The following is a 24,613-nucleotide window of genomic DNA, read 5'->3' as shown; positions in this document are numbered from 1 at the left end:
CAAGCGAGCTAAAGCTCTCCCACCTAAATTGTTATAAATAACAGGATTAGTCTTCGACTTCGATACCCATGCTTCTAGCAGTACCTTCGATCATCCGCATAGCAGCTTCGACATCAGCAGCGTTAAGGTCCTTCATCTTAGTTTCAGCAATTTCCTTAACTTGATCCTTGGTTACCTTACCAACTTTCTTAGTGTTTGGTTCACCGGATGCCTTGTCAATCTTAGCAGCTTGCTTCAAAAGCACTGGAGCTGGTGGAGTCTTAGTTACGAATTCGAATGAACGATCTTCGTATACTGTGATGACTACAGGAATAATCATGCCCTTTTGGTCAGCAGTTCTAGCATTGAAGTCCTTAGTAAAACCTACAATGTTAATACCAGCTTGACCTAAAGCTGGACCAACTGGAGGAGCGGGTGTTGCAGCACCAGCTGGTATTTGTAATTTAACAACATTTATAACTTTCTTTGCCACGGTCAAAACCTCCTTGATTCCGTGCGTGGTTAAAATGGAAAAGTTACCTACTTTCCCTCCCACAATAATAAAAGTACTTTAATATATTATCATCTATTTAGTAGTTTTGCAATAATTGACTTATTACTAGCTAATTTTCTTTACTTGATCATAATCAAGCTCAGTGGTTGTAGCACGGCCGAACATATCAACGGAAACAAATAATTTGTACTTATCTGGTTGAATTTCAGTAATTTTACCTTCAACGCCATTAAAAGCGCCATCAATGATCGTAACAGTCTCACCAACTTCAAAGTCAATTTGCGGTCTTTTAGCTGGTTCGCCTTGTTGACGTAAAAGCCTGTTGACTTCGTCTTCTAAAAGTGGAGAAGGCTTAGAACCACCACCATGTGAACCGACAAAGCCTGTTACATTTGGTGTGTTCCGCACAACAAACCAACTTTCATCCGTCATTACCATTTCAACTAAAACATAACCGGGGAAAATCTTCTCTTCGACTTCTTTTTTCTTATTATTAACTTTTTCAATTTTTTCTTGTTCAGGAACCATTACCCGAAAAATGTAGTCTTGCATCCCCATACTCTGTGCCCGCGACAACAAGTCAGATTTAACCTTGTCTTCATAACCGGAATAAGTATGAAGCACATACCATTGTTTTTTAGTAGTTTCTACCATTATTACGTATTCTCCTTATATTTTTGGCAAACAAAAAAGCCTCTTGCGTCAGAGGACTTTTCTAATTAAAGTAATTGTACCACAAATCAAAGAGCTGTGCTATTACATAACTATTTGTGTAATATTAGTAAATAGCAGATCGAGTAAACCTAAATACGCCGCAAACAAAATCGAGGAAACAATTACGATTGCAGTGTCGTGCCGGTTTTGTTTTGCCGTTGGCCAAGTAACCAACTTCATTTCCTCAACTACACTCTTAAAGAATTTAACCATAATTTACCTCGTTTCTTTATGTAAGGTCATTTTACCGCAATGCTTACAAAATTTTTTTAATTCAAGTCGCTGAGTGCGATTCTTACTTGCAGCGATTGAGTAATTACGAGAGCCGCAAATGCTGCAAGCTAATGATGCTTTTTTCACTGCCATAATCTCACTTCCAAACTATTGTATTTTAGCAAAAATGGCTAACTTAAGCAATTAATTTAATAATTACTTGTAAATTTTACTTATTACATAACAAAAGCAGTTGCTCTTTCAAGCAGCTGCTTAAGAGTGGCCAAACAAATGCGTGACCACAGTGCGTAGAACATTGTATTAGTCGGATTTACTTCTTAAGATTTTCATTAACGAAGGATTCGATTTTATCGTCAGAGTCTTTCAGGAATGGAAGCATAGCTTCTTCCGTCTTAATGGTATCTCTGCCATTCTTTTCCATAAAATAATCCCAAAGGGCATCTCTAACTGGAATATCTGAGTCACTCCAGTCAAAAACTTCTTTCATGTGACGATCTAACAATGCAGTCTTCATAACTTCATCTGCCATCTTAACTACCTCCTAAAATTTATTCTACAATAACAATTATACCGCACTTTTTATAAGAGAACTATAAAAAACTAATCGAGCAATGTTTGCCGCATTTTTTGCGCCAGACGCGAGCGTGCTCTTGATAAAGTTATTTTACTAATTTTTAATTTCTCGATAACATCTTTTTGTTTTATTACACCCAGGCCTATTAACAATGCATTGGTCTCTAAACTAGACAACCTGCCAGTTAAAATAGCAATATTTTCACTTAAAGGAATTTCTGGTATTGAAACAAATGATTTATCTAATGGTAATAAATTGTTTTTCTTGGCTGTTTCTAGCGAAACTGATTGTTTTAACGCCTGCCTGCGATAGGCATTATCATATCTCACAAGTGAGCGTGCATGATTAATCAGTCGTGTTTTAAAATAGCTGCCAAATTTTCCTTTATTTAAGTCAAAACTTTGCGCCGAAGCATGACAAATAATCATTGCATCCTGTTCCCAATCTTGATTGTCATAATAGCGCACATGATACATGCCCTTCACTTTGTTAATCAACGGCTTATATCGAAAACATAAATTTAATAAAGCTTCATCCTCACCATTTTTTATTTGCCTAATAAGTTCCGCCTCACTTTTAATATTTATTTCAGTATTCTTCATTTGATTTCTCCTATTTAAATTTTTATTGAAGAATACAGTAACTAATTAAGCCCAAAAATCGAACCTAAGTTCAAACTCAGCAGCTATTTTTTACTGTTAGCTCGGCTGCAACAAAAAACTAAATTTGTTAAAACCGCATTAAATAAAAAAAAGAACAGGACATTTTTAGACATAAAAATACACTCTGATTAATCAGAGTGTAAGAAAAACTATTTAAGAGGGTTTCGACTGTTAAGCATCTGATAAAGTAAAACACCAGTTGCAACACTGGCATTAAGCGATTGTACATGGCCGACCATTGGCAATGTCAGCATTTGGTCCATCTGCTCTTTAAGCAGGCGTGAAATTCCTTTACCTTCATTACCGATTACTAAAACGGTTTTGCCATTACTGTTCCACTGCCGATAATCTGTTCCTTTCATATCAGTACCAAAAAGCCAATAGCCACGCTTTTTTAATATTTTCGCAGTTTGAACCAGATTATTTACTCTTGCTACTGGCACATAATCAATTGCTCCCGTTGAAGTTTTAGCAACAACGGAAGTCAATCCGGTAGCTCTTCTTTTAGGAATTATAATTCCATCTACTCCCGTAGCATCGGCTGTTCTTAAAATAGAACCTAAATTATGTGGATCTTCAATTGAATCAAGCATTAGCAAAAACGGTTCGTCATTATTGTGGTCAAATTGATCCAGCAGTTGATTCAGATCAGCATATTCAAAACTAGCAACTGTTAATACTAATCCTTGGTGATTTTCACCTTGAACTAATTTATCAAGTTTGTTTTTAGGTACTGTTTGGACAATCAGCCCCTTGTGTTTAGCCAAGGTAAATACTTGATTGGCAAAACTTTCTTTTATACCCTGCTGTAAAAATATTTTGTTAATATGATCAGCATCTTGAGTTTTTAAATAATCCAGTCCCGCATGCCTGCCAAAAACAAAGTCTTTGTCATTTGAAGTCATACTTCTCTATGCCCCCATTTTCAATAGTTTTTATACACCATTCTGTTAGCTGCTTTATACGATCTTTTTTGTTTAACAGTTCTAAGTAACCCCAAACAGCTTCAAAACCTGTAGATAACTGATAAGTAGCCAAACTGGTATTTTTTGCTTTAGTATAGGTTTTTGAATTGCGACCGCGATGAAAAGTCGCTACTTCATCTTCAGAAAGCAAATTTTCTTCCTGAAGTTTGGTAATTAATGCTGCTTGCGCTTTGGCCGACACATAATGAGTAGCTCTTCTTTGCAAGACTTGGGGTTTAACAATACCGCACTTAATTAAATGTCGCCTAATAAAAATTTCATAAACAGCATCACCTAGATAAGCTAATGTTTGCCCATTTAGAGTATCCGGATTAACATCACTTTCTGTCATTTTTAGAGTTTTATTCACGTAGCCACCTTGTTCCTTGTGGAGTATCTTCAACTGTAATGCCCATTTGCTTAAGTTCATCCCGCAACGCATCGCTTTGTGCCCAGTCCTTGTTTTGACGCGCTTGCTCGCGCTTTTTAATGAGCTCTTGGACCTTTTTGTCGTCGCTTTTATTATTAGCGTTAATTAATTTTTGAGCATCTATTCCAAAAATAGCTAACCATTTCGTCAATAATTCTGCAGAATGGTCAAGGGCATCTTTATCTGCATTTTTAGCATTAATGTTGGCATTTATTTCTGGTAATAAATCGTAAATGGCGGTTAAAGCATTCTGAACATTAAAATCATCATCCATAGCATTAATAAATTTATGCTGAGTGTCCTGAATTTTATTGACTAAAGTTTCTGACTTTTGGCTCATTGAACCATCCTTAAGGCGATATTCAAGATTGTTAAGAGTATTCTTAAACCTCTGCAAAATAATTTGTGCTTGTTTTAAATTATCAGTCGAATAATTAATTTGCCTTCTATATTGCACACTGGCCATAAAGAAGCGCAACACTTGTGGATCAACTTTTTTTAGCAAATCATGAACAGTTACAAAATTATGCAGTGACTTGGACATTTTTTCTGCATCTGCTCCAACTGTAACAAAACCATTATGCATCCAATAGTGAACAAACGGTTGACCAGTTGCTGCTTCACTTTGAGCAATTTCATTTTCATGATGAGGAAATTCCAAATCTTGACCACCACCATGAATATCAATTGTTTCGCCTAAATATTTTGTAGCCATAACTGAACATTCAATATGCCAACCGGGACGGCCCTTGCCCCAAGGAGATGACCAAGCTATTTCATCAGGTTCCTTTTGCTTTTTCCATAAGGCAAAATCTATTGGATCTTCTTTACGTTTTTGTTCTTCTTCATTAATATGCTCAGAAGCACCCTCTTCAAGTTCTGCAATATTTTGGCTACTAAGGGCACCATAATGCTTAAATTTTCTGGTATGAAAATATACATCGCCATCTGACTCGTAAGCATAGCCCTTGGCAATCAATTTTTGGTTAAATTTAATAATCGCTGTGATTTCGTGAGTTGCCCGCGGATTAAGTGTTGCAGGTTCAACATTTAAAGCTGCAATATCTTCACGATATGCTTTAATGTAGCGCTCAGCTAATTCAGGCACAGTGACATTTTCAGCTTTAGCTTCAGCAATCATTTTATCGTCTACGTCAGTAAAATTAGACACAAAATTTACCTTAAAACCCCGGAATTCCATGTAGCGTCTTATGGTATCAAAAGCAATAACGCTCCTGGCATTACCAATGTGAATGTAATTATATACAGTTGGTCCACAAACATACATTGTTACCTGACCTGGGTTTATCGGCTTAAATTCTTCTTTAGTATTAGTTAAAGTGTTATAAATTTTCACTGTGGCTAACTGACCTTTCTACATTCTATACCTTATTTTACCAGAAACTTTAGTCAATTTTTTCAACCAAAAGTTTACAATCTTGTTTTTTGCCATAATCAGGTTTTGCCTAATAGTAAGTTAAAACAGCGTATTACTCCCATTCAATAATAGAATAATACGCTGTTTTGATAACTATAAGCCGTTTTCACTCATTTGCTTCAGAGTTAAATCTAAATGCTCTAACACACGCTTTTTGCCTAAAAGCTCCATAGCTTCACCAATTCCTGGTCCCACCATTGACCTGGTAGTAGCAATTCTAATCGGCATGAACAAGCGTCTACCTTTAATTCCTGTAACTTTACGAGTTGCTTGCACAGCATTCATTATTTGGGGAGCAGTAAACCGTGGAATCAAATCAATTTGCCGTTTAAATTCCTCAATTACTGGTCTAGCCTCATCTTTGCGAATTTCTGCAATTTCTTTTTCACTCAAGTCTTTAGGAGCATTAAAGAAAATTTTTGCCAGGTCAACAATCTGCTTTGTATATGACATTTGAACAGAATAGATATTAACTAATTGTCTGACCCACTCCATTTTTTCTGGATTAGGATCTTTTTCAACCAAGCCTGCTTCTTGCAAGTTGTTAAGTGCTAAATCTAAAAGCGTATCACGATCAGCCTTTTTAATATATTGATTGTTAATCCACTCCAACTTTTTCTGATCAAAAGCAGCAGGAGAATTAGATAATCTTGCCGGATCAAATTGTTTAATTAACTCACGTTGGCTGAAAATTTCGCTTTCACCTACCGGAGACCAACCTAATAATGTAATAAAGTTAAACATTGCCTCAGGCAGATAACCTAGGTCTCTGTATTGCTCAATGAATTGTAAAACAGATTCATCACGTTTTGAAAGTTTTTTACCGGTCTCCGCATTAATAATTAAAGTCATGTGACCAAATTTTGGTGGCTCCCAACCTAATGCTTCATAAACTGCAAGCTGCTTAGGCGTGTTTGAAACGTGATCATCTCCACGCAAAACGTGAGTAATTTTCATCAGGTGATCATCAATTACCACTGCAAAGTTGTAAGTAGGCATGCCATCGCGCTTTTGAATGACAAAATCGCCACCGATGGTGTCGGATTCAAAACTAAGATGACCCTTGACAATATCATCCCAAGAATATGTTTCCATTTCGGGAATATGGATACGAACAACCGGTTTTAAGCCCTTGGCCTTTGCCTGCTCTTGCTTTTCAGCAATCTCATCTGCTGTCATTCCCTCATATTCATACGTGTAGTGAGGTGCAATGCCCATTGCACGTTGTTCTTCACGCTGCTCTTCTAATTCTTCCTCAGTTTTATAAGAGTAATAAGCTTTACCCTCGTCAACCAGCTGCTTAATGTATTTATTATAGATGTCTTTTCTTTCAGACTGGCGATATGGACCATAATCGCCACCCTTGTCAGGTCCTTCATCCCAATCAATACCAAGCCAGTGCAAGTTTTCCATTTGCGACTCTGAACCGCCTGCAACATTACGCTTTTGGTCAGTATCCTCAATTCTTAAGACAAAAGTTCCTTTATTATGACGCGCAAATAAATAATTAAATAGCGCAGTTCGTGCATTTCCAATGTGTAGGTGCCCTGTTGGACTTGGGGCATACCTTACCCGAATTTTTTGTTTAACCAAAATTTATGCCTCTTTCAAAAGTAAATATAAACAATTTAAGTTTACCCGTAATAGCAAAAAAGTTCAATGTTCATCAGCCTAAAACTAGTTTTAAGGCTTGCGGAATACTTGAAACGGGAATAACTTCAATGCCAGCGTTCTTTAGACTTGCACGCATATTGTGCTTCGGAATAAAAATACGCTTAAAACCAGTTTTAGCAGCTTCTTTAATCCGTGCATCTATTTGATTAACACGTCGTACTTCACCGGTTAAACCAACTTCACCAACAAAACAGTCAGTTGGCAAAATTTCCTGATTTTTATAACTGGATGCAATAGCCATGACGACAGCTAAGTCAACTGCCGGTTCGTTCAAACGAATTCCTCCAGTGGCAGTTAGATAAACGTCTTGATTTTGCAACATCAAGTTGCCTCTTTTTTCCAAGACAGCTAGCAATAGTCCAGCTCTATTGTAGTCAATCCCCGAAGTGGTTCTTTTGGCATAACCAAAAGCAGTCGGTGTCACTAAAGCTTGAATTTCCGCCAAAATTGGCCTTGTTCCTTCAAGCGATACTACTATTGCCGAACCGGTAGATTTGGGCAACCGTTCATCTAAGAATACGGCTGAAGGATTAGTAACTTCTTTTAAACCTTTGTTAACCATTTCGAACATGCCGATTTCATTGGCAGCACCAAATCTGTTTTTCACAGAATGTAAAATACGGTAGGCATGGTGTTCATCACCTTCAAAATAAAGAACTGTATCTACCATGTGCTCTAGTATTTTGGGACCGGCAATCGCGCCTTCTTTTGTGACATGGCCAATAACAAAAACGGTAATAGCATCCATTTTGGCAATCTTCATTAGTTCACTAGTAACTTCTCTTACCTGTGAAGCTGATCCCGTCATTGAGTCTAAGCTTGGTTCATTCATTGTCTGAATTGAGTCAATGACAACAAAATCGGGCTCTAGCTCGGAAATTTGTTGGCGAATGTCTTCCATGTCTGTTTCTGCATAAAGCATCATATCATTAGCTGGCAGTCCTAAACGGTCAGCCCGTAGCTTAATCTGATTGGCTGATTCTTCCCCCGAAACATACAGCACTTTATATTGATTTGCAAGTTCGCTCATGATTTGCAACATTAGAGTTGACTTGCCAATGCCAGGGTCGCCGCCAATCAAAACTAATGAACCTGGAACAATACCTCCGCCTAAAACTCTGTTGAGCTCTTCCATACTGGTTTGTACACGTTCTTCTTTTTCTGCCTTAACATTTTCCAATTTAACCGGTTCACTAATTCCAGTTTTCTTGATAAGCCTGCTGGGACTGCCCTTAGTTGAACGGCTTTGCACTGCTTCAGTTTCTTTTTCAAATTGATTCCAAGCACCGCAATTGGGACAGCGCCCTAAATAACTAGCGGAAATATAACCACAAGAACGACATTTATACTTTGTTTTTAGTTTTGCCATTTAGCTTCCCTTCTTATTTGTGGAACCAAAGCCATTTATTCTTTGTCTGTCAATAGGCACATCATTATCAGTTTTTAAATAATGAACAAAAATTCCCTGACCGATTCGGTCACCTTGATGAATCTGAATAGGTCTTATGCCATAGTTAATTAATTGAACAAAGATTTCGCCTTCATTAGCACCATTATTATAATAATCGGAATCAATGACACCGATCCCATTTGGCAGTGCAAGGTTTCTTTTAAAAGTATTTGATGACCGATTTGCCAGCAATAATACCTCGTCTTCAGGCATATATGCTTTCACTCCTGTGGGAATTAAAAAAGGTTTGAGGACATGTTCAGCCATTTCATAATCTTGTTCGTATAGTTGATGACCATTACGGATCAACCTAAAAATACGGACAAAATTAAGCCGCCAAATACTGGGAATTAATACATCTTTGGCTGCAGCTAAGTCATAGCCTGCACTAGCAATCGTTTGTCTTCTTGGTAAAGTAACATTTTTATTTTTATATTTAGATACAATCTCAAAGCCCCGAATCTTTTCCATGTTATCTCCTTTAAAACTTTTAAACACTATTTTACATTAAATTGCAGATATTATCTGAAATCTTATATAATTAGGTACGTAAAATTTTTACTTTTGAAGGGAGAATAAATGTTTAATATAGATGATCCCCACCAATTTTTTCGCGAAGACGATGATAATGGGGAAATGGTTTATAGCTGGACAATGGATAAAATTGAGCGTAAAGATGCTACAGTTTGGATTATGAATCACTTCTTTATCAATCCCAAAATGGATAGCAAAAAGATTTTACATGATCAAATGAAAATAGTAATGTTTATTGCTCAAAAATCTCATCTGTCTGTTTGGCCGCTTGATCCTTTAGTTATTAATTACTTTAATGATCATCCAGATTTTGAATCAATTTGGTATCATCAACCAAGTCCAAAAAACGGCTCTATCTAGTATTGAAAGATTAAATAAGTAAAGTCAAAACAAATATTTTTTTAACAATAATTAAATTTTCAGAGATAGACTACTTTAACAAGATAAGCTAAAATAGTATTAATTTGTTTAAGGAGGATCAATTTTATATGACAAAAGAAATTACAAGTGCAGCCATTGATGATTTCACAAAAGATCTATCAAATCATGCTGGTATTAATATTGCCAGTCATGCTGCCCAAGAAAATGGTATCTACAAGGCTAGTCAAAACCTGCAATCTAAGATTGACTTAACACCAACCTTTTCAGTAGAAATCAATACTGGTAAACCAGCTGATCAAAAGCAGTCAGGTCGTTGCTGGATGTTCTCTGCATTAAATACTATGCGTCACCCAATCCAAAAGGAATATAAGATTAAGGATTTTGAATTATCACAAAATTACACTAATTTCTGGGATAAATTTGAAAAATCAAACTTTTTCTTTGAAAATGTGATTGCTTCAGCCAAGAAACCACTCGGTGACCGTAAAGTTAGCTTCTTGTTTGCTACACCGCAACAAGACGGTGGTCAATGGGACATGCTTTGCGGCTTGGTTGAAAAATACGGCATCGTACCTAAGTCAGTTTATCCAGAAACCGCTAATTCCAATAATTCAAGTGCTTTAAATGATACTTTAAATACCCTTTTGCGTAAAGATGGCTTAGAATTACGCAATTTAGTCAACGCTGGCAAGTCAGAAGATGAAGTTGAGCAACGCAAGAATGACTTTTTAAACGAAGTCTTCCGCATTTTGGCTATTTCATTAGGAATTCCGCCAAAGAAATTTGACTTTGAATATAAAGATGATGATGGTAACTATCACCGTGAAGCAGGAATTACGCCTAAAGAGTTCTTTGATAAATTCGTAGGCATGAATTTGGAAGATCACGTTTCAATCATTAATTCACCTACAGATGATAAGCCATACCATAAAGTATTTTCAGTTGAATATTTAGGTAACGTTGTTGGCGGTCGGCAAGTTCGTCATCTTAACGTCAAAATTTCTGAAATGAAAGACCTGATTATTAAACAGCTTAAAGCTGGAGAAGTTGTTTGGTTTGGTTCAAATGTTGGTAAAGATTCAGAAAGACAACTTGGTTTGCTAGATACAGATATTTACAAGCGCGATGAGCTATTTGACGTTGACTTTTCAATGTCAAAAGCAGATATGCTTGATTCCAGTGAAAGTATGATGGATCACGCTATGGTTATCACCGGCGTTGATTTAGTTGATGACAAGCCTACTAAATGGAAGATTGAAAACTCTTGGGGAGAAAAGCCTGGCTTTAAAGGTTACTTTGTAATGAGCGATTCCTGGTTTGACAGTTTTGTTTACCAAGCAGTTATCAACAAGAAATTCTTGCCTGATGACTTAAAGAAAGCTTTTGATGAAGGTGCTAAAGACCCAATTCAATTATTACCATGGGATCCAATGGGTGCGTTAGCTTTTAAATAAGATTATTAGTTAATATAAAATTAGTTTAATTATAAAACAGCATTGAGAAATTTTCCCAATGCTCTTTTTATTAGTTTGAACAAATATTTAAAACTTATTTATTCGTCTTGCAGTATTCCATGATGCAATATGAATCGATGATCATAATTAAGCTCCTTAATTTGATCATGGCTGGCAACTAACACGATTTTATTTTGCTGTTTTAATTTTTTCAACATGGCCACAAATAAGCTAATACTCTCCTGATCAATTCCACGAGTTGGTTCATCCAGCAAAATGATATTTTGGTTTTCCATCACAGCTTGAATAATACCAACCTTTTGTCTCATGCCAACAGAGTACTTAGCTATTGGTTCTGGATCATCTGGATCAAGCATAAAATATCTTAGTAATCCTCTGACTTCTTTTTCATTAAACCGTTTATTAAGATTAGCCAGAAAATGAAGATTGGACATGGCCGATTCATATTCTAAAAAATCAGGATTTTCAATTAACGCGCCTACAACATCATTTTCACCCAGCCTAATTTCGCCATTGTCCGCCTCTAATAAACCGGTAATGATTTTAAAAATGGTGGACTTTCCAGAACCATTAATACCAGAGATATGAATCAGCTCACCTGGCTTAGCCAGCAAAGATACGTCTTTTAAAACCAGCTTCTGACCGAAAGATTTTTTTATTTGCTTAAGCTCTAACATTATTTCTCCTTAAAAGCCACCATAAATTTCATGAATAGACCTATATAATTCGTCATACAAAGGACTATAACTAATCAAAATATTTTTCTCTATATAGTAATGGTAAATTAAATCTATAATTATGACCATTAACAATAATAAATATGGCCTGTGCCAGTTGTAGCCTCCGACTAGCAACCAAAGTAGAAGTAAAAAAACAAGCACATGCAGTATTATGAGTTCAGTGCCCAAAGTAGGGTTGCCAAATTTAAATAAAGGGTAACCAGTTAAGAAATAGGGTACAAATAATCCTAATACAAATAATAAGCAATAAATTGCAGCCAGTACTATTAAGTGAAATATCATCCACCTGCTCTTTTTTCTCACCGTTATAAACACATTGATGTTGCGAAAAGTAAGAATCTGTTTATAAAGTAACAAAAAGACCGCTGGTTGCAAATACAACGATACAAGGTGAAAATTAAGGTATTCATTTGGCAATTCCATAGTTTCTGGTGAACCTGTTTTTATCAGAATAATGCCCCCTGTTAGCCCTATAAAAAATATGAGAAAACCGGTTAAAACAAGTCTGCGAGGTATTCGTTTTAAACGCATAATCAGCCCAGCCTTCTTTTTTTCTTCTGCCAAAGTTGAATTAGGCAAGCAGCAAATAACAAATAAAGCAGTGCCACCGTCATAAAAAGCAAATATGAATTAATCGGTGGCAAACGCGAACCTAACGCAAACTGACCTGGTGCAAGTACAGCAAATGGAAACCACGAATACGAGACAAAAAGCCAAAATTTACTGCCCATAGATATTAAAATTGACAATAAAGTCAACCCTAAGCCCACACACGGACCTAAAACTAAATAAATACCATTTTTTGAAACAAAAAGACCAATGCTGAAAATTAAAATAGCAAAAATACCCCAACCAACAGCAGCTAAAGTAACGTACGAACATAAATCGATCAGCTGGTTAGTAGAAAAATATCCTGGTCTGGCGCCAATATATAATTTCCTGGGTCTAATTTTAAAGAAAAATGGATAATAAAATATTCTAATCAATGCTAACTGGTAGAGATTTGTTATTAATGAAAATAGAAATCCAACAATAAAGGAGTTAATGACCCCGATTTTCAGAAATTTATGATAGCCGACTCTTTGCTGAACAACTCCAAACATATTATTATTTTTACAATAGATTATGAGACCAGCTCCAAAAGTGGGAACGAATGCTAACATCATAACTAAATTTATGATATTTTCATTCCAGCCATTCGGCTGAATGGAAAAGAAAAGCATAACAGAAATGTCAACTATTTTGCCGTTTGCTGGAATTAATCCAGTCCCATCTTTAACAGCCAATACAATTTGCCAGGTAATTAAAAGAAGATAAATAATTGAAATAATCAGAACAAATTTTTTGGTTCGGCTTAGCATTTGCACCATCCTCATAATAATATATCTTTGAATACTATATCAAGTATAACATTAATTATCAAATAAATGGTGTGCCAAAAAAAGTTACAAAAAATTCACCTATTTTTATAGGAAATTGTCTTATTTTTACTTTTGCACATATGGATCTTTTAAACAAAATCCAAAATTTAATTTTGCCCGACCTCCTTAACAAAACGCATAAAAGCTGCTTTCCCATCAGCGGTTTGCTTGAAAACTCCTGCATCTTCTAAGACGCGAGCAAAAACAAGACCTAATTCTTTTTGCAAAATCTGATCTGCATTTTCACTAGTTATTTCATACTTGCTTTTAATTTTCTTAGCCCAGTCGAGGTGGATTGGTGCAATTCTGTTAGGCAGGTCAAGCAAAAACTTTTTTACCTCAAGTAATTCAGGTTTCAATCGTGGTGGAAAAATTGCTAATCCCATTACTTCAATTAAACCGATATTTTCTTTTTTAATATGCTGCACATCAGAGTGAGGATGGAAAATACCATCAGGATACTTAGCCGATGTCTGATTGTCTCTGAGAACTAAATCAAGTTCATACGCATGACCATGTAAACGAGCAATTGGAGTAATTGTATGATGGGGCGTATTAGCAGTAAACGCCCTAACAGCAACTTTTTCATCACTATAACTTTGCCAAACTGTAAAAATTTTAGCCGCCAGTTTGACCAAACTTTTTTGATTTTTGCTTCTTAGCCGGATAACTGACATGGGCCACTTAACAATACCTGCTTCGACATCATTAAATCCAATAAAATTAAGTGTTTTTACCACCGGAGCTTTTTCCATGGGAAAGCGATGCTTGCCACCCTGATAATGTTCGTGCGCTAAAATCGAACCGCCTACGATTGGCAAATCCGCATTGCTACCAGCAAAATAACCCGGAAATTTGCTGACTATTTCCAGTAAATTAGCAAAAGTTTGCTCATTAATTACCATCTTTTCATGTTTTGGTGACAAGAAAATACAGTGTTCATTAAAATAGGCGTATGGTGAATATTGAAAACCCCAAGTTTCATTTCCCAACTGAAATCGAATGATACGGTGATTTGTGCGAGCAGGATAATTCACATGTCCCAGATAGCCTTCATTTTCCATACATAACTGACACTTTGGGTATGAATTTGCTTTAGTATTCTTGGCTGCTGCAATTTCTTTAGGATCCTTTTCCGGCTTGGAAAGATTAATTGTAATTTCTAAGTCGCCGTATTTACTTGCAGCTGTAAAGTAAATATTTTTTGCAATAGCTCTAGTTTTAATATAATTACTATCTTTACCCATTTGGTAAAAATCAGCTATCGCTTTTTGTGGTGAACTCTCATAAGTTTGCCAAAATTTGTAATTAACAACGCTTGGTCTAGGGACAATCAAATTCATTAATTGTGCATCAAGTACATCCCTAGCAGAATTATTGACCGAGCACTTCCCTGAATTTTGGGCAGCCTGAATCAAATCGTCTTTAAGATCCAGTAGACCTTCCTTACTGGTAGCTACCTTTCTTGCCTCATCACCAACAAGAGCCAAAATTCTATTTCTCAAATAAATACGATCAAGTTCCGTAAAATCGCTGTGGGCAATAACTTGCGTAATGAATTTCTCAATTAGATTCGTTTTATCCATCTCAACTTTCCGTTATTATAAAACTTTTGTACCATCAGCAGTTTCTGCAATATAAAACGACGGCAAATAGCCTATTTGTTCTTGATAGGTATCTGCGACATTCTTTTTAAAGGCTTCAACTTCGTTTTTGGCAACCAAGGCTATTGCACAGCCACCGAAACCGGCACCAGTCATTCTTGCGCCTAAGACACCAGGCTGCTTCCAAGCAGCATGAACCAATGTATCAAGTTCTCTACCAGTAACTTCATAATCGTATTCCAAAGAAACGTGTGAGGCATTCATTAGGTGACCAAACTCATTTAAATCACCCTTTTGCAGTGCTTTTTCAGCATTTAATGTCCGTTCATTTTCCCATACTGCATGACGACAACGTTTAAGTAAGTTTTCACTTGGTAATAAATAGCTGTTTTCATCAAAAGTCAGATTATCTAATTCACCTAAGGACTGGATTGAAAGCTTTTGTTGTAAAAATTGCAATCCTTTTTCACATTCTGCTCTGCGCTCATTGTATTTCGAGTCCGCTAAGGTCCGTTTCTTGTTAGTGTTCATAATAACAATAACATTATCTTTCAAATCAAGGGGTACTAGCTCAGACTCGACCTTCTCGGTATCAAGTAAAATGGCATGATCTTTTTTACTCATGGCAACTGCATATTGATCCATAATGCCTGAATTAACACCAATAAATTCATTTTCAGTCTTAACTCCCATTTTAATAATTTCCAATTTAGTAAAAGATAGGTGGAATTGATCCTGCAATAAAATACCAATTAGCATTTCTAGTGCAGCGGAAGAAGATAGGCCAGCACCGTCTGGAATATTGCCACTAATGTAAATGTTCAGTCCATGATCAATTTTTGCTCCATTTTTGAGCATAAAATGGAGCATTCCCTTAGCATAATTTGCCCATGAATCTTCTTTGGCAAACTGCAGCTGGCGCATATCAGTTTCAACTACTCCCATTTTTTCAAAATTAGCGGAATAAAAGCAAAACTTTTCATCAGTTCGGGTACTAGCTGCACCATAAATTCCTAAAGAAATTGCGCAAGGGAAAACATGACCACCATTATAGTCAGTATGTTCACCAATTAAGTTAATTCTCCCAGGCGAAAAATAACAACCTGTTGGTTCTTGGTGATAGATATTACTAAATTCTTGTTTGAGTTCTTTAATTTTCATTCTTATCTGTTCCTTTTTAAAAGCGCTATCAAAAGTCAATAAACTTATTATACTTCTTTTCTTATAACCAGCAATGCCAATCCAGAAAGCAAACTAAAAGAGTTTCACATCATTATGAAACTCTACTTAAGTTTATTACCAAATATGTAGCAGCCTATCAGGATGCAACTTGCATAAATTAAACTGGTGCACATGCTGCGGACGGCTTTGCGGAAATTGCTCTAAGAAATCTGCCGGATTGGCCAGACCAGTAGAATAGGACCACACACTTTTAACTTTTTTAATCGGATCAAGCATTTCATTTCTAATAGGATATGCCGAAATTAAAAAATGCTTGTGATGAAATTTAAAAACAAAAAATGGTAACCGAAACTGATTAACAACTTCATCTTGAGTTTTACCAATTGTCACCACATTTCTGTAGGTACCATATTTTTCAGTAAACAAATCGTTAAACGAAAAATAAAAGTTAGAAATATGCACATGGGGAAAGTCTTCTTCAGCTACCCTGTCTGGCACTGCCACTACATGAGCAAAATGATCCAAATTGCTTTCTTTTTGTGAAAGTGCTCTTCCCAATTGATTGGGATTTATAACGTGAGCCCATTCGGGCACATCCAGATTTTCCTGATAGGATAAAAACATTTCCCTAATCACATCAGGCTTTACCCAATCATATTGTCTGCGAACTTCGTTGCGATTTAACAAACTACGTAAGCTCTTATGATACATTAAATCGACAACAAACAACTCATAACGATAACGTTCGACCCAGGGTTGATAATGCTCAATATTCTCCGCAAAGATATGCGTACTATCTACAATAACCGTTTCGCCACGTTTCATTTTTTCTTCTACGAGGTAATCCACCACTTTTTCCGTTTGCTCATTTGCATAACGCGGAATTACTTGATGTAAGCAATCGGTATCTTCTTCATAATAATAGGTTAAATTAGCCAACAACAATCTGATTTGATCACGACTAATTGCATATGGCTGTAAGTGATGACGAGCAATAAATGAAGATTTACCGGAGCCGGGTGCGCCTCGTAATAAAAATATTTTACGCATGCCTCTACTCCAAACTAAGAATGTAAATTTTAAATGATATCGTAATAAATTTTAACATACATTTGTAGAAATCCTTACTATGAACTAAAAGCAACGTAAAATCTTTTTGTCAACAATATTCATTTGCTGATCAAATATATAAACTATTGGCTGTGCATTGGGAACTTCAAGATTAATAATCTCTTGATCATCAATATTTTCCAACTTTTTAATTAGTGCTCGTAAGCTCGACCCGTGAGCAACAATTAGTTGATCTTCGCCCTTTTTTAATCTGCTAGCTACATTGTCATAGTAATAAGGCATAACTCGCTGTTGTGTTTGGTACAAACTTTCAGCTTGCGGCAAAAAGTGCGAATCAAAATTAGCATAGCGTCTGGATGTTACTTTTTTACCTTCAGGTGGAACCGCATAAAAGCCTCGTCGCCATTCCAGTACCTGTTCTTTACCAAAAATTTTACGTGATTCATCTTTATTAATGCCCCGTAAATTGCCATAGTGCCTTTCATTCAAACGCCATGTTTTAGTAATGGGCAAATATAAAAAATTACAAATATCTGCAACTACATTTGCTGTAATGATTGCCCTCATTAACACTGACGTGTGAATATGAGTAGGGTGAAAATCAGTGATAGACTTAATCAAATTGCCGGCTATTTTAGCCTGCTTTCGACCCTTCTCAGTTAGAGCAACATCATCCCAACCCGTGTAGACATTGGCTTTATTAGCGGTACTTTCACCGTGTCTTACAAGCACTAATTTGACCATTTTATTTCACCCAGTGCATAATTATTAAAACTATGCCACTAATTGTAAAAATCACGCCCAATATCATAAAAGGAGTTACTCCGTGATTATGATTGCGGTATCGTCTGTTATAAGCATAAGCAATATCATATAAGCCTACTATTAAAACAATAACAGCAGTAAAAATACTAACTTTCAAATTTAATTTTCTCCTGGTTACTCTTGACTACGATCATTTACAATCATTTTATCATTTTTTCCTCGTTCACATTCTGCTTGAAAATTAATATGGTTAATTCCTAATTTTCGTAATTTTGCACTAATTTGTTGTGTTAAAAATTCAAATTTACCAGCTGTTAAATCGGCATCAACGTTGACATGCGCATCAAGCATGACATAACGGTCGCTATAACGCCACACATGTACATGATGAATATTTTTTATTTCAGGAAAAGATAGAACTATCTTATTAACTTCATCCAGATCAATGTCAGGGTTAGATTCCATTAGCACATTTGCTGCCTTTTCAGTTATTTCACAAGCTTCATGAAAGACAAAAACCGACACTAATAAAGTCATCACCGGATCAATCCAGCTAATGTGCCAGTAATAAATAAAAATGGCGCCAATTACCACCGCTACACTAGAAAGAGCATCACTTAACATATGCATAAAAGTAGACCGCACATTGAGATTTTGCTGTCCACCTTGGTGCATTACCAACATTGAAACTACATTTGATACCAGACCAATAATAGCAACAATCAGCATTATGCCGCCACTGATTTTTGTTGGTGTCCAAAATCTTTCAATAGCTTCCACAAATAAAACAATACTAATTAAAATTAGAATAATTCCGTTGGTAAAGGCAGCCAAAGTTTCAGCCCTGTCATAGCCAAAAGTTTTTCGTTTATTACTGCGTCTATTACTGATGATGTGTGCTACAAACGAAATAATTATTGCGCCAACATCGCTAAGATTGTGCACCGCATCAGATAGTAAAGATAAAGAACCTGAAACAAACCCGCCAATAAACTCTGCCACGGTAATAACAACATTAAGTGCAGTTACATAGGCAAATTTTTTTGTAGTATGATCTTTCATATTTTTTCCTTTCAAACCCTAAAGGTGAAAAAAGCCCTACTTTTAAGCAGGACTTTACATATCTTCAGCATTTACATTATAATCTACAATTTCAAAATTACCGTTATCACGAAGAATTCCCCGAGTAACACTACCGTTATTAGGAAAAACAATATCATGGAGACCATCACTTTGGTTCCAATACTTAATCGCTAAGGTTTTGATAAAATCGCCATGAGACACTATTAAAATTCTTTTTTCATTTTTAGTCAGCTCATGAAGAACGTTAATCGCCCTTACCATCCGTTCATCCAGCTCTTTTTTATTCTCTGCCAAATGACGCGGATCAGCCTTTTTTGTAGCCTCACGAAATTCATAAATTCCAACCTGATTGATAATTTTGGTTACATCAGTTTCAGGACCAACTCCAGCTGCCAGTGCAACTTCCTTCCAGGTTTCCTCTATATCATCACCTTCGAAAGAACCAAAAAATACTTCCCGGAACTCAGGCAATTTTTTAATCTTGCCAATTTCTGAGACCTGGTTAGCGTCCTTCATTAAGTGAACCGTATCAATCGCACGCTTCAAATCAGAAGAATACATGTTGTCAAAATGAACTTGACTCAAGGCATTTGCTGTTACCTTTAGGTCATTAATGCCCTTGACTGTCAGCGGAGAATCACACCATCCCTGAACTTTGTTTAATTGGTTAAACATTGTTTCACCATGACGGACAATATAAATTTCTGTTGCCATTTTGCATTCTCCCTTCATTTAACGTGCTTTAAACTATATCATATATGCCTTATAAAAGAAATACCCGGCTTGAATAAATGCTAGAGTTGCAATAAAGATACGCACATATTTGGCAGGAACTTTACGTAAAATATCCATGCCTAAATAGCCACCAATAAACATCCCGATAGCAAGTGGAATTGCCTGCAGCCAGTAAATGCGTGAAGTAAAAATGAAAACTATTAGAGCAACAAGATTCGCCAAACCGCAGATGACATTTTTAATTGCATTGACAACTATAAACTTTTCATCAGTAATATAAGTTAATAAAACTAACACAATTACACCACCGGCAGCTCCAAAATAGCCGGTGTAAACACCCATTCCCAGCAACGCCGCAATATAAAGTATTTCTTGCCAAAGTGGTCTTTTATGCGGTTCTAGACTATGATGCTTACCTGAAACAATTACCATAACACCTGAGCCAGCAATAAAAATTGGTACCACTTTTTCAAAAACACTAGACGGGAAAGCTAACAATAAACGACATCCAATTAAAGAACCTACAACAGTAAATATAGAGTAAAAGGCCACTTGATGCCAATGTCCCTTAAGCTCCTTTGTCGAAGAAATAGTTGAGCCCAAACTATTCCAAATCAAGGCGGCATCATTTGTGACATTGGCATAAACTGGTGGAATACCAACTGCCAGCAATACCGGATATGAAGCAAGTGAAGCCATTGAAGCCACTGACGACAACAAACCACTGGCTACGCCTCCTATTAAGATAAAAATCAGTGAAAAAATAGCTGCCATTCAAATTAACTCCCTTTTAAAAGTTAATTTCTATTATAATGCTCTTGCAAAATAATTTAAGCAGGTATTTTATTTCTGACCAATTGTCTATTTAATAATGAAGTTTGATTTAACAAATTAGTCTCTAACTAAGAATTACTGCTACATTACAGTTTTTGCACGTAAAAAGAATTAACTTTAGTCGCTAAGAATGTCAATTCTTCTCTAAAATAAATATTTTGCCTTAAAATCATGTCTCAGTTTCTTAAGTTACTTAATATCCTTTCTTACTCAACAGATATGAGTAACAAGTTGGAAGTAAAATAACTATAATAGTGACGGATATAACCGTCCAATACATTTCCCAATAAGAAGTTAGAAGCAGAACAATGCCGCTGATAAAAAAGATCCATCCGGCAAATCTGTGTGTTTTACGCCAATTTTCCGTATTATTCAAAGTCCATGGTAATTTAATGCCAACGACATGATTGGGATTAACTTTAGGCAGATAATTACCAAAAATAATAAAGAACAATCCCAAAAAAGCACTAAGCATAAAGGAGCCTTTTACTTTATGACCCAGTGCATAGGCATAAAGTGACAGATCTACGATATTAGTAATAACAGGAACAAGCCAAAGCGTAATATTAATTATCTTAAAATCAAGATTTTTGGTTTCTTTTTGATTGTGTAATATAAAAAAACGATTACTTGAAGCATAATTCCCAAAAAAGGCAGACCAATAACGACCCATAATTTATTGCTATAAGCATTTGGCAAATTAGTCATCCCAAAGTGTGTGGCCATTTTTTGCGGCAAACGATTATATAAAAATACTCCAGTCAAAACTGGAAATAAGATTAGCAAAAGCGAGATTAGTTCTGTTTGACGAATACTATTCTTTTTCATCATGATCTCCTTTCAGATCAACCAACCAACTCATAATTTCTTCTATAATAGAAGTGTTTAGCGAATAATAAATAAAGTTTTTTTCATGTTCTTCTTCAATTAAATCAGCCTTTTTCAGCATATTAAGATGGTATGAAATAGTAGCTTTAGTCATATTAAAATGATCAGCAATGTCTCCTGCCGACATTGGTCCATTTTTTAACAGCTGCAATATTTTGCGCCGCACTGGATCGGACAATGCTTTAAAACTAGACTCAAAACTCACACTAGTTTCTTTTCCTTTCTATTTAGATAAATATCTAATTAGATATTTGTCTAAATAGTATCACAATTTTTACAAAAAACAATAATTTTTAACATGTTAATCAAAAATCCTTGAACTATAGTAAAAATAATAAAACTATTCAGGTGGCTGTGTGAGAACTCAGAAAAATTATGAGTAAAACCTTGTTCATAAATATTTGTCTTTAATTTGGCTTAGCTAATCGTTATAATGCAGAGAGTTAGTTAATGAAAGGAAAGGTACACTTGGCAAAATATGAAACTTTAATTTTTATTCTTGAAGGAAGCTTATTAAACGAAAAAGTTGCAGAACAAAATGCACTCAGGCAGACTTTGAAGTTGGCGGGCAGAGAATACGGTCCAGCAGAACGCATACGATATAATTCATTACAAGAAAAGATTAAATTACTGGGATTTGATGAGCGGATTAAATTAACTTTGCAGGAATTCTTTAAAAATGACTGGATTTCTGCGAAAGGCGCTTTTTATAACCAGTTGCAAAAACAAGATCAGCTAAATAAAGATGTATTGCCTTTTTTAGATGAAGTGAAAAATAAAGTTAACTTGATTTTGCTGACAAAAGAGAAAAAAGATGTGGCTTCATCTCGCATGCAGAGCACAGAACTAGTAAATTATTTTTCCACAGTTTATTTTAAAGACGACATTGCAAGTAAATTCCCAGATAAAAAGGTTTTGACAACAATATTGCAGCAGCAAAATCTGTCGCCTACTACTTGTCTCGTAATTGGGACAAACTTAGTCGATGAAATTCAGGGTGCCGAAAATGCTAACCTGGATTCCCTTTGGCTAGCGCCCAAGAAAGTAAAAATGCCAATTAGCCCTCACCCAACCTTACATTTAACTAAATTAAGTGATTTATTATTTTACCTTGAATTGAGCTAGTTTATAATAAAGAAAAAGGATTGTGAGGTAAAACAAATGAATAAAGTAGCTGTAGTTTTTGCCGATGGTTGTGAAGAAGTAGAAGGCTTAAGCGTTATTGATGTGTTACGCCGCTTAGGCGTTCAAGCGGATATGATTGGGCTTACTAGTACAACTGTAAATGGTGCACACAATATCAAACTTACCTGTGATAAGACTGTTGCCGATAGTCTGTTGGATTATGACGTAGTAGCTCTTCCAGGTGGAACAACCGGAGCAGAAAATTTACGTGATAATAAAAAACTAGCAGATCTGATGATAAAACGGCATAACGCTGGCAAGTGGGATGCCGCAATGTGTGCTGCCCCCATTGCTCTTGCCCGTTATGGCGTTATAGCTGACGCTGACTACACATGTTATCCAGGTTTTGAAAAACAAACAGAAAAAGATGAACCAAGCGGTCACTTCAAGGAAGATATTACTGTAACTGATGACGAACATAAAGTCATTACTAGTCGCGGTCCGGCAACTGCTTGGGCATTTGCATATGCAATTGCGGAAGCGCTAGGAATTGACACTAAGGATCTGAAGGCGGGTATGTTATACAATTACCTAGCCGACAATATTCAAGATAGTTTGTAAATATTTTTGCTGACACAAAAAGGTGAAGTTTTAAACTTCACTTTTTTTATTGCGATAGATTGTTAACCTATTCATAACTTTAGATAACATCAAAAGTAAAATAATTCCTGAACCAGCTTTCAAAGGACCATTATCAAAAATGAGTTACGATAGTTGGTCCCGCAAAATTTGAGTTAAAAAATTGACTATAACAATTAAATAAGTAAATTTAACATTTGTCTTAGTCATTATATTCTTTCGAATATTTATTAAGTAACAGTATTAACATTAAAATAACAATTTTTTGTAGCAGGAAATTGGTATTAATTTATTTTTTACTGCTAAAAATTTATGAACTAGTACTTTTTATTTACAAAAAGATTTTTTTAAGAGGTATTTTAAAAATATGATAAAATTAGATTACCCTTAAAAGGGGAAAACAAAAAACGGGAGGTATTAAGCATGTGTACAACTATTGCAATTAAATCTGATAGTGGTGACGTATTTTGGGGACGGACTATGGACTTTACATTTGATCCCTTTAAACCTAGTGCAGATAGCAAAATGACTACTTTTCCTGCAAACTATGAATTAAAGGGTTTGCACCAAAGCTGGACGACTAAATATCCGTTTATGGGTATCAACGTCAATGATTCACTGTTCTTTAATGATGGCATTAATAGTGCAGGTATTGTAGGGGATGCACAATTCTTAGAAGAGGCTTCTTGGGATACAGTAGAAAGTCTTAAAAAGCGCGGATTAAAACCTATAATTGGCGAAGAAGTTGTTGCATATGTTTTAAGCAATTTTGGTAGTATCGCTGAGATAAAAGAAGCTTTTAAGCATCTTGGCCAAGAAAAAACCAATTATCCTGATTGGGAAAATGCAGACACTGGCATTCCTACTCCAATTCCAATGCATTACACTTTCTGTGATCCAAGTGGTAAAAGCGTTATTTTGGAACCAGTTAAGAATGGAGCCTTCAAAATATATGATGGTATTGGCGTTATGACCAACAGTCCAGAATATCCTTGGCACCTTGATAATTTGCGGAATTACTTGTATTTAACTAATCACAATTTGGGTCATCACCAAATAAGTGATCAATTAGACATTAAACAAATTGAAAGTGGTTCTGGATTATTAGGTTTACCTGGTGACTATACTGCTCCATCACGTTTTGTTCGTGGAACATTTATTTCTAAATTTTTAGCACCATTCCATTCAGATCAGGGAATTCCTCAACTATATAATGTATTCAAATCCGTCATGATTCCACGGGGATTAGAGCATCTTCATGAAGGTGAGGACAAGTGTGATTATTCAGGTTACTGGGCAGGATATGATGTTTCAAGCAGAAGTTTATATATTCAACCAGAGGATTGCCCAACAATGACAAAATTTGTTCTGGATCCTGCTACAACTACTAAAATTACCCAGCCTATTCAACATGACTTTAAAGTTTTGGAAACCAAAAGACAAAAAACTTTAGTTTAAAATTGATTATCAGTTGATTTTAATCATTAGTCTTTTAATTGTTC

31 protein-coding genes are annotated in these 24,613 nt (G+C 35.7%); 5 read left to right on the top strand and 26 right to left on the bottom strand.

The features are described 5' to 3' along the window. Nucleotides 1-46: 46 nt before the first annotated feature. The 12 genes from rplK to AAA926_RS07465 form a co-directional block, all read right to left on the bottom strand. Entirely contained in the window at nucleotides 47-472 is a 426-nt protein-coding gene (gene rplK, locus AAA926_RS07520) for a 50S ribosomal protein L11 (protein ID WP_034980336.1), read from the bottom strand. A 126-nt stretch (nucleotides 473-598) separates the two neighbouring features. Continuing rightward, a complete protein-coding gene (nusG, locus tag AAA926_RS07515; protein ID WP_109586561.1) occupies nucleotides 599-1,147 on the bottom strand; it encodes a transcription termination/antitermination protein NusG in 549 nt (182 codons plus the stop codon). Between the two features lie 102 nt (nucleotides 1,148-1,249). Further along, on the bottom strand, nucleotides 1,250-1,420 hold the full coding sequence (gene secE, locus AAA926_RS07510; protein WP_198181020.1) for a preprotein translocase subunit SecE: 171 nt from the start codon (nucleotides 1,418-1,420) through the stop codon (nucleotides 1,250-1,252). A 3-nt stretch (nucleotides 1,421-1,423) separates the two neighbouring features. Further along, complete coding sequence (gene rpmG / locus AAA926_RS07505) at nucleotides 1,424-1,573, bottom strand: 50S ribosomal protein L33 (RefSeq protein WP_081945356.1); 150 nt, start codon at nucleotides 1,571-1,573, stop codon at nucleotides 1,424-1,426. 178 nt (nucleotides 1,574-1,751) lie between these two features. Beyond that, nucleotides 1,752-1,970: a P8 family protein gene (locus AAA926_RS07500; RefSeq protein WP_045928407.1), complete on the bottom strand. Its 219-nt coding sequence runs from the start codon at nucleotides 1,968-1,970 to the stop codon at nucleotides 1,752-1,754. Nucleotides 1,971-2,041: 71 nt separating this feature from the next. Next, a complete protein-coding gene (locus AAA926_RS07495; protein WP_198181021.1) occupies nucleotides 2,042-2,617 on the bottom strand; it encodes a sigma-70 RNA polymerase sigma factor region 4 domain-containing protein in 576 nt (191 codons plus the stop codon). Between the two features lie 209 nt (nucleotides 2,618-2,826). Continuing rightward, nucleotides 2,827-3,582 (bottom strand): 23S rRNA (guanosine(2251)-2'-O)-methyltransferase RlmB, encoded by a 756-nt coding sequence (gene rlmB, locus AAA926_RS07490; protein ID WP_338212253.1) that lies wholly within the window; start codon nucleotides 3,580-3,582, stop codon nucleotides 2,827-2,829. Next, nucleotides 3,569-3,994: a Mini-ribonuclease 3 gene (locus AAA926_RS07485; protein ID WP_370466821.1), complete on the bottom strand. Its 426-nt coding sequence runs from the start codon at nucleotides 3,992-3,994 to the stop codon at nucleotides 3,569-3,571. Before AAA926_RS07485 ends, rlmB begins: the two co-directional genes overlap by 14 nt. Nucleotides 3,995-4,004: 10 nt before the next feature. Beyond that, nucleotides 4,005-5,429, bottom strand: a complete 1,425-nt coding sequence (gene cysS / locus AAA926_RS07480; RefSeq protein WP_338212251.1) for a cysteine--tRNA ligase — start codon at nucleotides 5,427-5,429, stop codon at nucleotides 4,005-4,007. 174 nt (nucleotides 5,430-5,603) lie between these two features. Next, the gene (gene gltX, locus AAA926_RS07475; RefSeq protein WP_338212250.1) at nucleotides 5,604-7,103 is read right to left on the bottom strand and encodes a glutamate--tRNA ligase; all 1,500 of its coding nucleotides are present in this window, start codon (nucleotides 7,101-7,103) and stop codon (nucleotides 5,604-5,606) included. A 73-nt stretch (nucleotides 7,104-7,176) separates the two neighbouring features. Further along, nucleotides 7,177-8,553, bottom strand: coding sequence for a DNA repair protein RadA (gene radA / locus AAA926_RS07470; protein ID WP_338212249.1), 1,377 nt, complete (start codon nucleotides 8,551-8,553; stop codon nucleotides 7,177-7,179). After that, on the bottom strand, nucleotides 8,554-9,105 hold the full coding sequence (locus AAA926_RS07465; protein WP_338212248.1) for a dCTP deaminase/dUTPase family protein: 552 nt from the start codon (nucleotides 9,103-9,105) through the stop codon (nucleotides 8,554-8,556). A gap of 108 nt (nucleotides 9,106-9,213) precedes the next feature. Here AAA926_RS07465 and AAA926_RS07460 point away from each other — a divergent pair, with 108 nt between their 5' ends. Next, nucleotides 9,214-9,528 carry a hypothetical protein gene (locus AAA926_RS07460; RefSeq protein ID WP_338206994.1) on the top strand — a complete coding sequence of 105 codons (315 nt, stop codon included), beginning with the start codon at nucleotides 9,214-9,216 and terminating at the stop codon, nucleotides 9,526-9,528. Between the two features lie 128 nt (nucleotides 9,529-9,656). Next, the gene (pepC, locus tag AAA926_RS07455) at nucleotides 9,657-11,003 is read left to right on the top strand and encodes an aminopeptidase C (protein WP_338212247.1); all 1,347 of its coding nucleotides are present in this window, start codon (nucleotides 9,657-9,659) and stop codon (nucleotides 11,001-11,003) included. 98 nt (nucleotides 11,004-11,101) lie between these two features. Here pepC and AAA926_RS07450 read toward each other — a convergent pair whose 3' ends face one another. From AAA926_RS07450 to AAA926_RS07385, 14 genes are all read right to left on the bottom strand, one after another. Further along, complete coding sequence (locus AAA926_RS07450) at nucleotides 11,102-11,701, bottom strand: ATP-binding cassette domain-containing protein (protein WP_338212246.1); 600 nt, start codon at nucleotides 11,699-11,701, stop codon at nucleotides 11,102-11,104. A gap of 9 nt (nucleotides 11,702-11,710) precedes the next feature. After that, nucleotides 11,711-12,295 (bottom strand): hypothetical protein, encoded by a 585-nt coding sequence (locus tag AAA926_RS07445; RefSeq protein WP_338212245.1) that lies wholly within the window; start codon nucleotides 12,293-12,295, stop codon nucleotides 11,711-11,713. A gap of 2 nt (nucleotides 12,296-12,297) precedes the next feature. Beyond that, a complete protein-coding gene (locus AAA926_RS07440) occupies nucleotides 12,298-13,125 on the bottom strand; it encodes a hypothetical protein (protein ID WP_338212244.1) in 828 nt (275 codons plus the stop codon). Between the two features lie 167 nt (nucleotides 13,126-13,292). Then, on the bottom strand, nucleotides 13,293-14,771 hold the full coding sequence (gene galT, locus AAA926_RS07435) for a UDP-glucose--hexose-1-phosphate uridylyltransferase (protein ID WP_338212242.1): 1,479 nt from the start codon (nucleotides 14,769-14,771) through the stop codon (nucleotides 13,293-13,295). A gap of 15 nt (nucleotides 14,772-14,786) precedes the next feature. Next, nucleotides 14,787-15,950 carry a galactokinase gene (locus AAA926_RS07430; RefSeq protein ID WP_338212241.1) on the bottom strand — a complete coding sequence of 388 codons (1,164 nt, stop codon included), beginning with the start codon at nucleotides 15,948-15,950 and terminating at the stop codon, nucleotides 14,787-14,789. 135 nt (nucleotides 15,951-16,085) lie between these two features. Continuing rightward, nucleotides 16,086-17,021, bottom strand: coding sequence for an AAA family ATPase (locus tag AAA926_RS07425; RefSeq protein ID WP_338206989.1), 936 nt, complete (start codon nucleotides 17,019-17,021; stop codon nucleotides 16,086-16,088). 84 nt (nucleotides 17,022-17,105) lie between these two features. Then, nucleotides 17,106-17,786: a 2,3-bisphosphoglycerate-dependent phosphoglycerate mutase gene (locus tag AAA926_RS07420; RefSeq protein WP_338212240.1), complete on the bottom strand. Its 681-nt coding sequence runs from the start codon at nucleotides 17,784-17,786 to the stop codon at nucleotides 17,106-17,108. A gap of 1 nt (nucleotide 17,787) precedes the next feature. Beyond that, nucleotides 17,788-17,964, bottom strand: a complete 177-nt coding sequence (locus AAA926_RS07415) for a hypothetical protein (RefSeq protein ID WP_198181036.1) — start codon at nucleotides 17,962-17,964, stop codon at nucleotides 17,788-17,790. A 17-nt stretch (nucleotides 17,965-17,981) separates the two neighbouring features. After that, nucleotides 17,982-18,869, bottom strand: a complete 888-nt coding sequence (locus AAA926_RS07410; protein ID WP_198181037.1) for a cation diffusion facilitator family transporter — start codon at nucleotides 18,867-18,869, stop codon at nucleotides 17,982-17,984. Between the two features lie 54 nt (nucleotides 18,870-18,923). Continuing rightward, complete coding sequence (locus tag AAA926_RS07405) at nucleotides 18,924-19,604, bottom strand: histidine phosphatase family protein (RefSeq protein WP_338212239.1); 681 nt, start codon at nucleotides 19,602-19,604, stop codon at nucleotides 18,924-18,926. 33 nt (nucleotides 19,605-19,637) lie between these two features. Continuing rightward, nucleotides 19,638-20,399 carry a sulfite exporter TauE/SafE family protein gene (locus AAA926_RS07400; protein WP_198181039.1) on the bottom strand — a complete coding sequence of 254 codons (762 nt, stop codon included), beginning with the start codon at nucleotides 20,397-20,399 and terminating at the stop codon, nucleotides 19,638-19,640. Between the two features lie 253 nt (nucleotides 20,400-20,652). Further along, nucleotides 20,653-20,934: an SdpI family protein gene (locus AAA926_RS07395; protein ID WP_338212238.1), complete on the bottom strand. Its 282-nt coding sequence runs from the start codon at nucleotides 20,932-20,934 to the stop codon at nucleotides 20,653-20,655. 95 nt (nucleotides 20,935-21,029) lie between these two features. Further along, nucleotides 21,030-21,287 carry a DUF1648 domain-containing protein gene (locus AAA926_RS07390; RefSeq protein WP_198181041.1) on the bottom strand — a complete coding sequence of 86 codons (258 nt, stop codon included), beginning with the start codon at nucleotides 21,285-21,287 and terminating at the stop codon, nucleotides 21,030-21,032. Continuing rightward, nucleotides 21,274-21,552 (bottom strand): autorepressor SdpR family transcription factor, encoded by a 279-nt coding sequence (locus tag AAA926_RS07385; RefSeq protein ID WP_198181042.1) that lies wholly within the window; start codon nucleotides 21,550-21,552, stop codon nucleotides 21,274-21,276. The genes AAA926_RS07390 and AAA926_RS07385 overlap by 14 nt, the downstream gene beginning before the upstream one ends. Nucleotides 21,553-21,815: 263 nt before the next feature. Here AAA926_RS07385 and AAA926_RS07380 point away from each other — a divergent pair, with 263 nt between their 5' ends. From AAA926_RS07380 to AAA926_RS07370, 3 genes are all read left to right on the top strand, one after another. Next, the gene (locus tag AAA926_RS07380; RefSeq protein WP_198181077.1) at nucleotides 21,816-22,472 is read left to right on the top strand and encodes an HAD family hydrolase; all 657 of its coding nucleotides are present in this window, start codon (nucleotides 21,816-21,818) and stop codon (nucleotides 22,470-22,472) included. 36 nt (nucleotides 22,473-22,508) lie between these two features. Further along, a complete protein-coding gene (locus AAA926_RS07375) occupies nucleotides 22,509-23,093 on the top strand; it encodes a DJ-1 family glyoxalase III (RefSeq protein WP_198181043.1) in 585 nt (194 codons plus the stop codon). A gap of 441 nt (nucleotides 23,094-23,534) precedes the next feature. Beyond that, nucleotides 23,535-24,569, top strand: a complete 1,035-nt coding sequence (locus tag AAA926_RS07370) for a linear amide C-N hydrolase (protein WP_198181044.1) — start codon at nucleotides 23,535-23,537, stop codon at nucleotides 24,567-24,569. The last annotated feature ends 44 nt before the right edge of the window (nucleotides 24,570-24,613 follow it).

The sequence above is a fragment of the Lactobacillus juensis genome, from assembly GCF_036246285.1.
Lineage (GTDB): Bacteria > Bacillota > Bacilli > Lactobacillales > Lactobacillaceae > Lactobacillus > Lactobacillus juensis.
The sequence above is the reverse complement of the archived record's forward strand: the minus strand, read 5'-3'. Positions and strand labels throughout refer to the sequence as shown.

Bases quoted from the DNA above. Each gene is read 5' to 3' on its own strand.
- AAA926_RS07440 (WP_338212244.1), bottom strand. From the start codon at position 13,125: ATGCTAAGCCGAACCAAAAAATTTGTTCTGATTATTTCAATTATTTAT.
- AAA926_RS07395 (WP_338212238.1), bottom strand. From the start codon at position 20,934: ATGCTTAGTGCTTTTTTGGGATTGTTCTTTATTATTTTTGGTAATTAT.
- galT (WP_338212242.1), bottom strand. From the start codon at position 14,771: ATGGATAAAACGAATCTAATTGAGAAATTCATTACGCAAGTTATTGCC.
- AAA926_RS07405 (WP_338212239.1), bottom strand. From the start codon at position 19,604: ATGGCAACAGAAATTTATATTGTCCGTCATGGTGAAACAATGTTTAAC.
- AAA926_RS07445 (WP_338212245.1), bottom strand. From the start codon at position 12,295: ATGCGTTTAAAACGAATACCTCGCAGACTTGTTTTAACCGGTTTTCTC.
- AAA926_RS07375 (WP_198181043.1), top strand. From the start codon at position 22,509: ATGAATAAAGTAGCTGTAGTTTTTGCCGATGGTTGTGAAGAAGTAGAA.
- AAA926_RS07500 (WP_045928407.1), bottom strand. From the start codon at position 1,970: ATGGCAGATGAAGTTATGAAGACTGCATTGTTAGATCGTCACATGAAA.
- AAA926_RS07425 (WP_338206989.1), bottom strand. From the start codon at position 17,021: ATGCGTAAAATATTTTTATTACGAGGCGCACCCGGCTCCGGTAAATCT.
- nusG (WP_109586561.1), bottom strand. From the start codon at position 1,147: ATGGTAGAAACTACTAAAAAACAATGGTATGTGCTTCATACTTATTCC.
- AAA926_RS07460 (WP_338206994.1), top strand. From the start codon at position 9,214: ATGTTTAATATAGATGATCCCCACCAATTTTTTCGCGAAGACGATGAT.
- AAA926_RS07450 (WP_338212246.1), bottom strand. From the start codon at position 11,701: ATGTTAGAGCTTAAGCAAATAAAAAAATCTTTCGGTCAGAAGCTGGTT.
- AAA926_RS07410 (WP_198181037.1), bottom strand. From the start codon at position 18,869: ATGAAAGATCATACTACAAAAAAATTTGCCTATGTAACTGCACTTAAT.
- AAA926_RS07370 (WP_198181044.1), top strand. From the start codon at position 23,535: ATGTGTACAACTATTGCAATTAAATCTGATAGTGGTGACGTATTTTGG.
- AAA926_RS07465 (WP_338212248.1), bottom strand. From the start codon at position 9,105: ATGGAAAAGATTCGGGGCTTTGAGATTGTATCTAAATATAAAAATAAA.
- rpmG (WP_081945356.1), bottom strand. From the start codon at position 1,573: ATGGCAGTGAAAAAAGCATCATTAGCTTGCAGCATTTGCGGCTCTCGT.
- AAA926_RS07420 (WP_338212240.1), bottom strand. From the start codon at position 17,786: ATGGTCAAATTAGTGCTTGTAAGACACGGTGAAAGTACCGCTAATAAA.
- AAA926_RS07495 (WP_198181021.1), bottom strand. From the start codon at position 2,617: ATGAAGAATACTGAAATAAATATTAAAAGTGAGGCGGAACTTATTAGG.
- rlmB (WP_338212253.1), bottom strand. From the start codon at position 3,582: ATGACTTCAAATGACAAAGACTTTGTTTTTGGCAGGCATGCGGGACTG.
- secE (WP_198181020.1), bottom strand. From the start codon at position 1,420: ATGGTTAAATTCTTTAAGAGTGTAGTTGAGGAAATGAAGTTGGTTACT.
- AAA926_RS07430 (WP_338212241.1), bottom strand. From the start codon at position 15,950: ATGAAAATTAAAGAACTCAAACAAGAATTTAGTAATATCTATCACCAA.
- pepC (WP_338212247.1), top strand. From the start codon at position 9,657: ATGACAAAAGAAATTACAAGTGCAGCCATTGATGATTTCACAAAAGAT.
- AAA926_RS07485 (WP_370466821.1), bottom strand. From the start codon at position 3,994: ATGACAGAAAGTGATGTTAATCCGGATACTCTAAATGGGCAAACATTA.
- AAA926_RS07400 (WP_198181039.1), bottom strand. From the start codon at position 20,399: ATGGCAGCTATTTTTTCACTGATTTTTATCTTAATAGGAGGCGTAGCC.
- radA (WP_338212249.1), bottom strand. From the start codon at position 8,553: ATGGCAAAACTAAAAACAAAGTATAAATGTCGTTCTTGTGGTTATATT.
- AAA926_RS07390 (WP_198181041.1), bottom strand. From the start codon at position 21,287: ATGAAAAAGAATAGTATTCGTCAAACAGAACTAATCTCGCTTTTGCTA.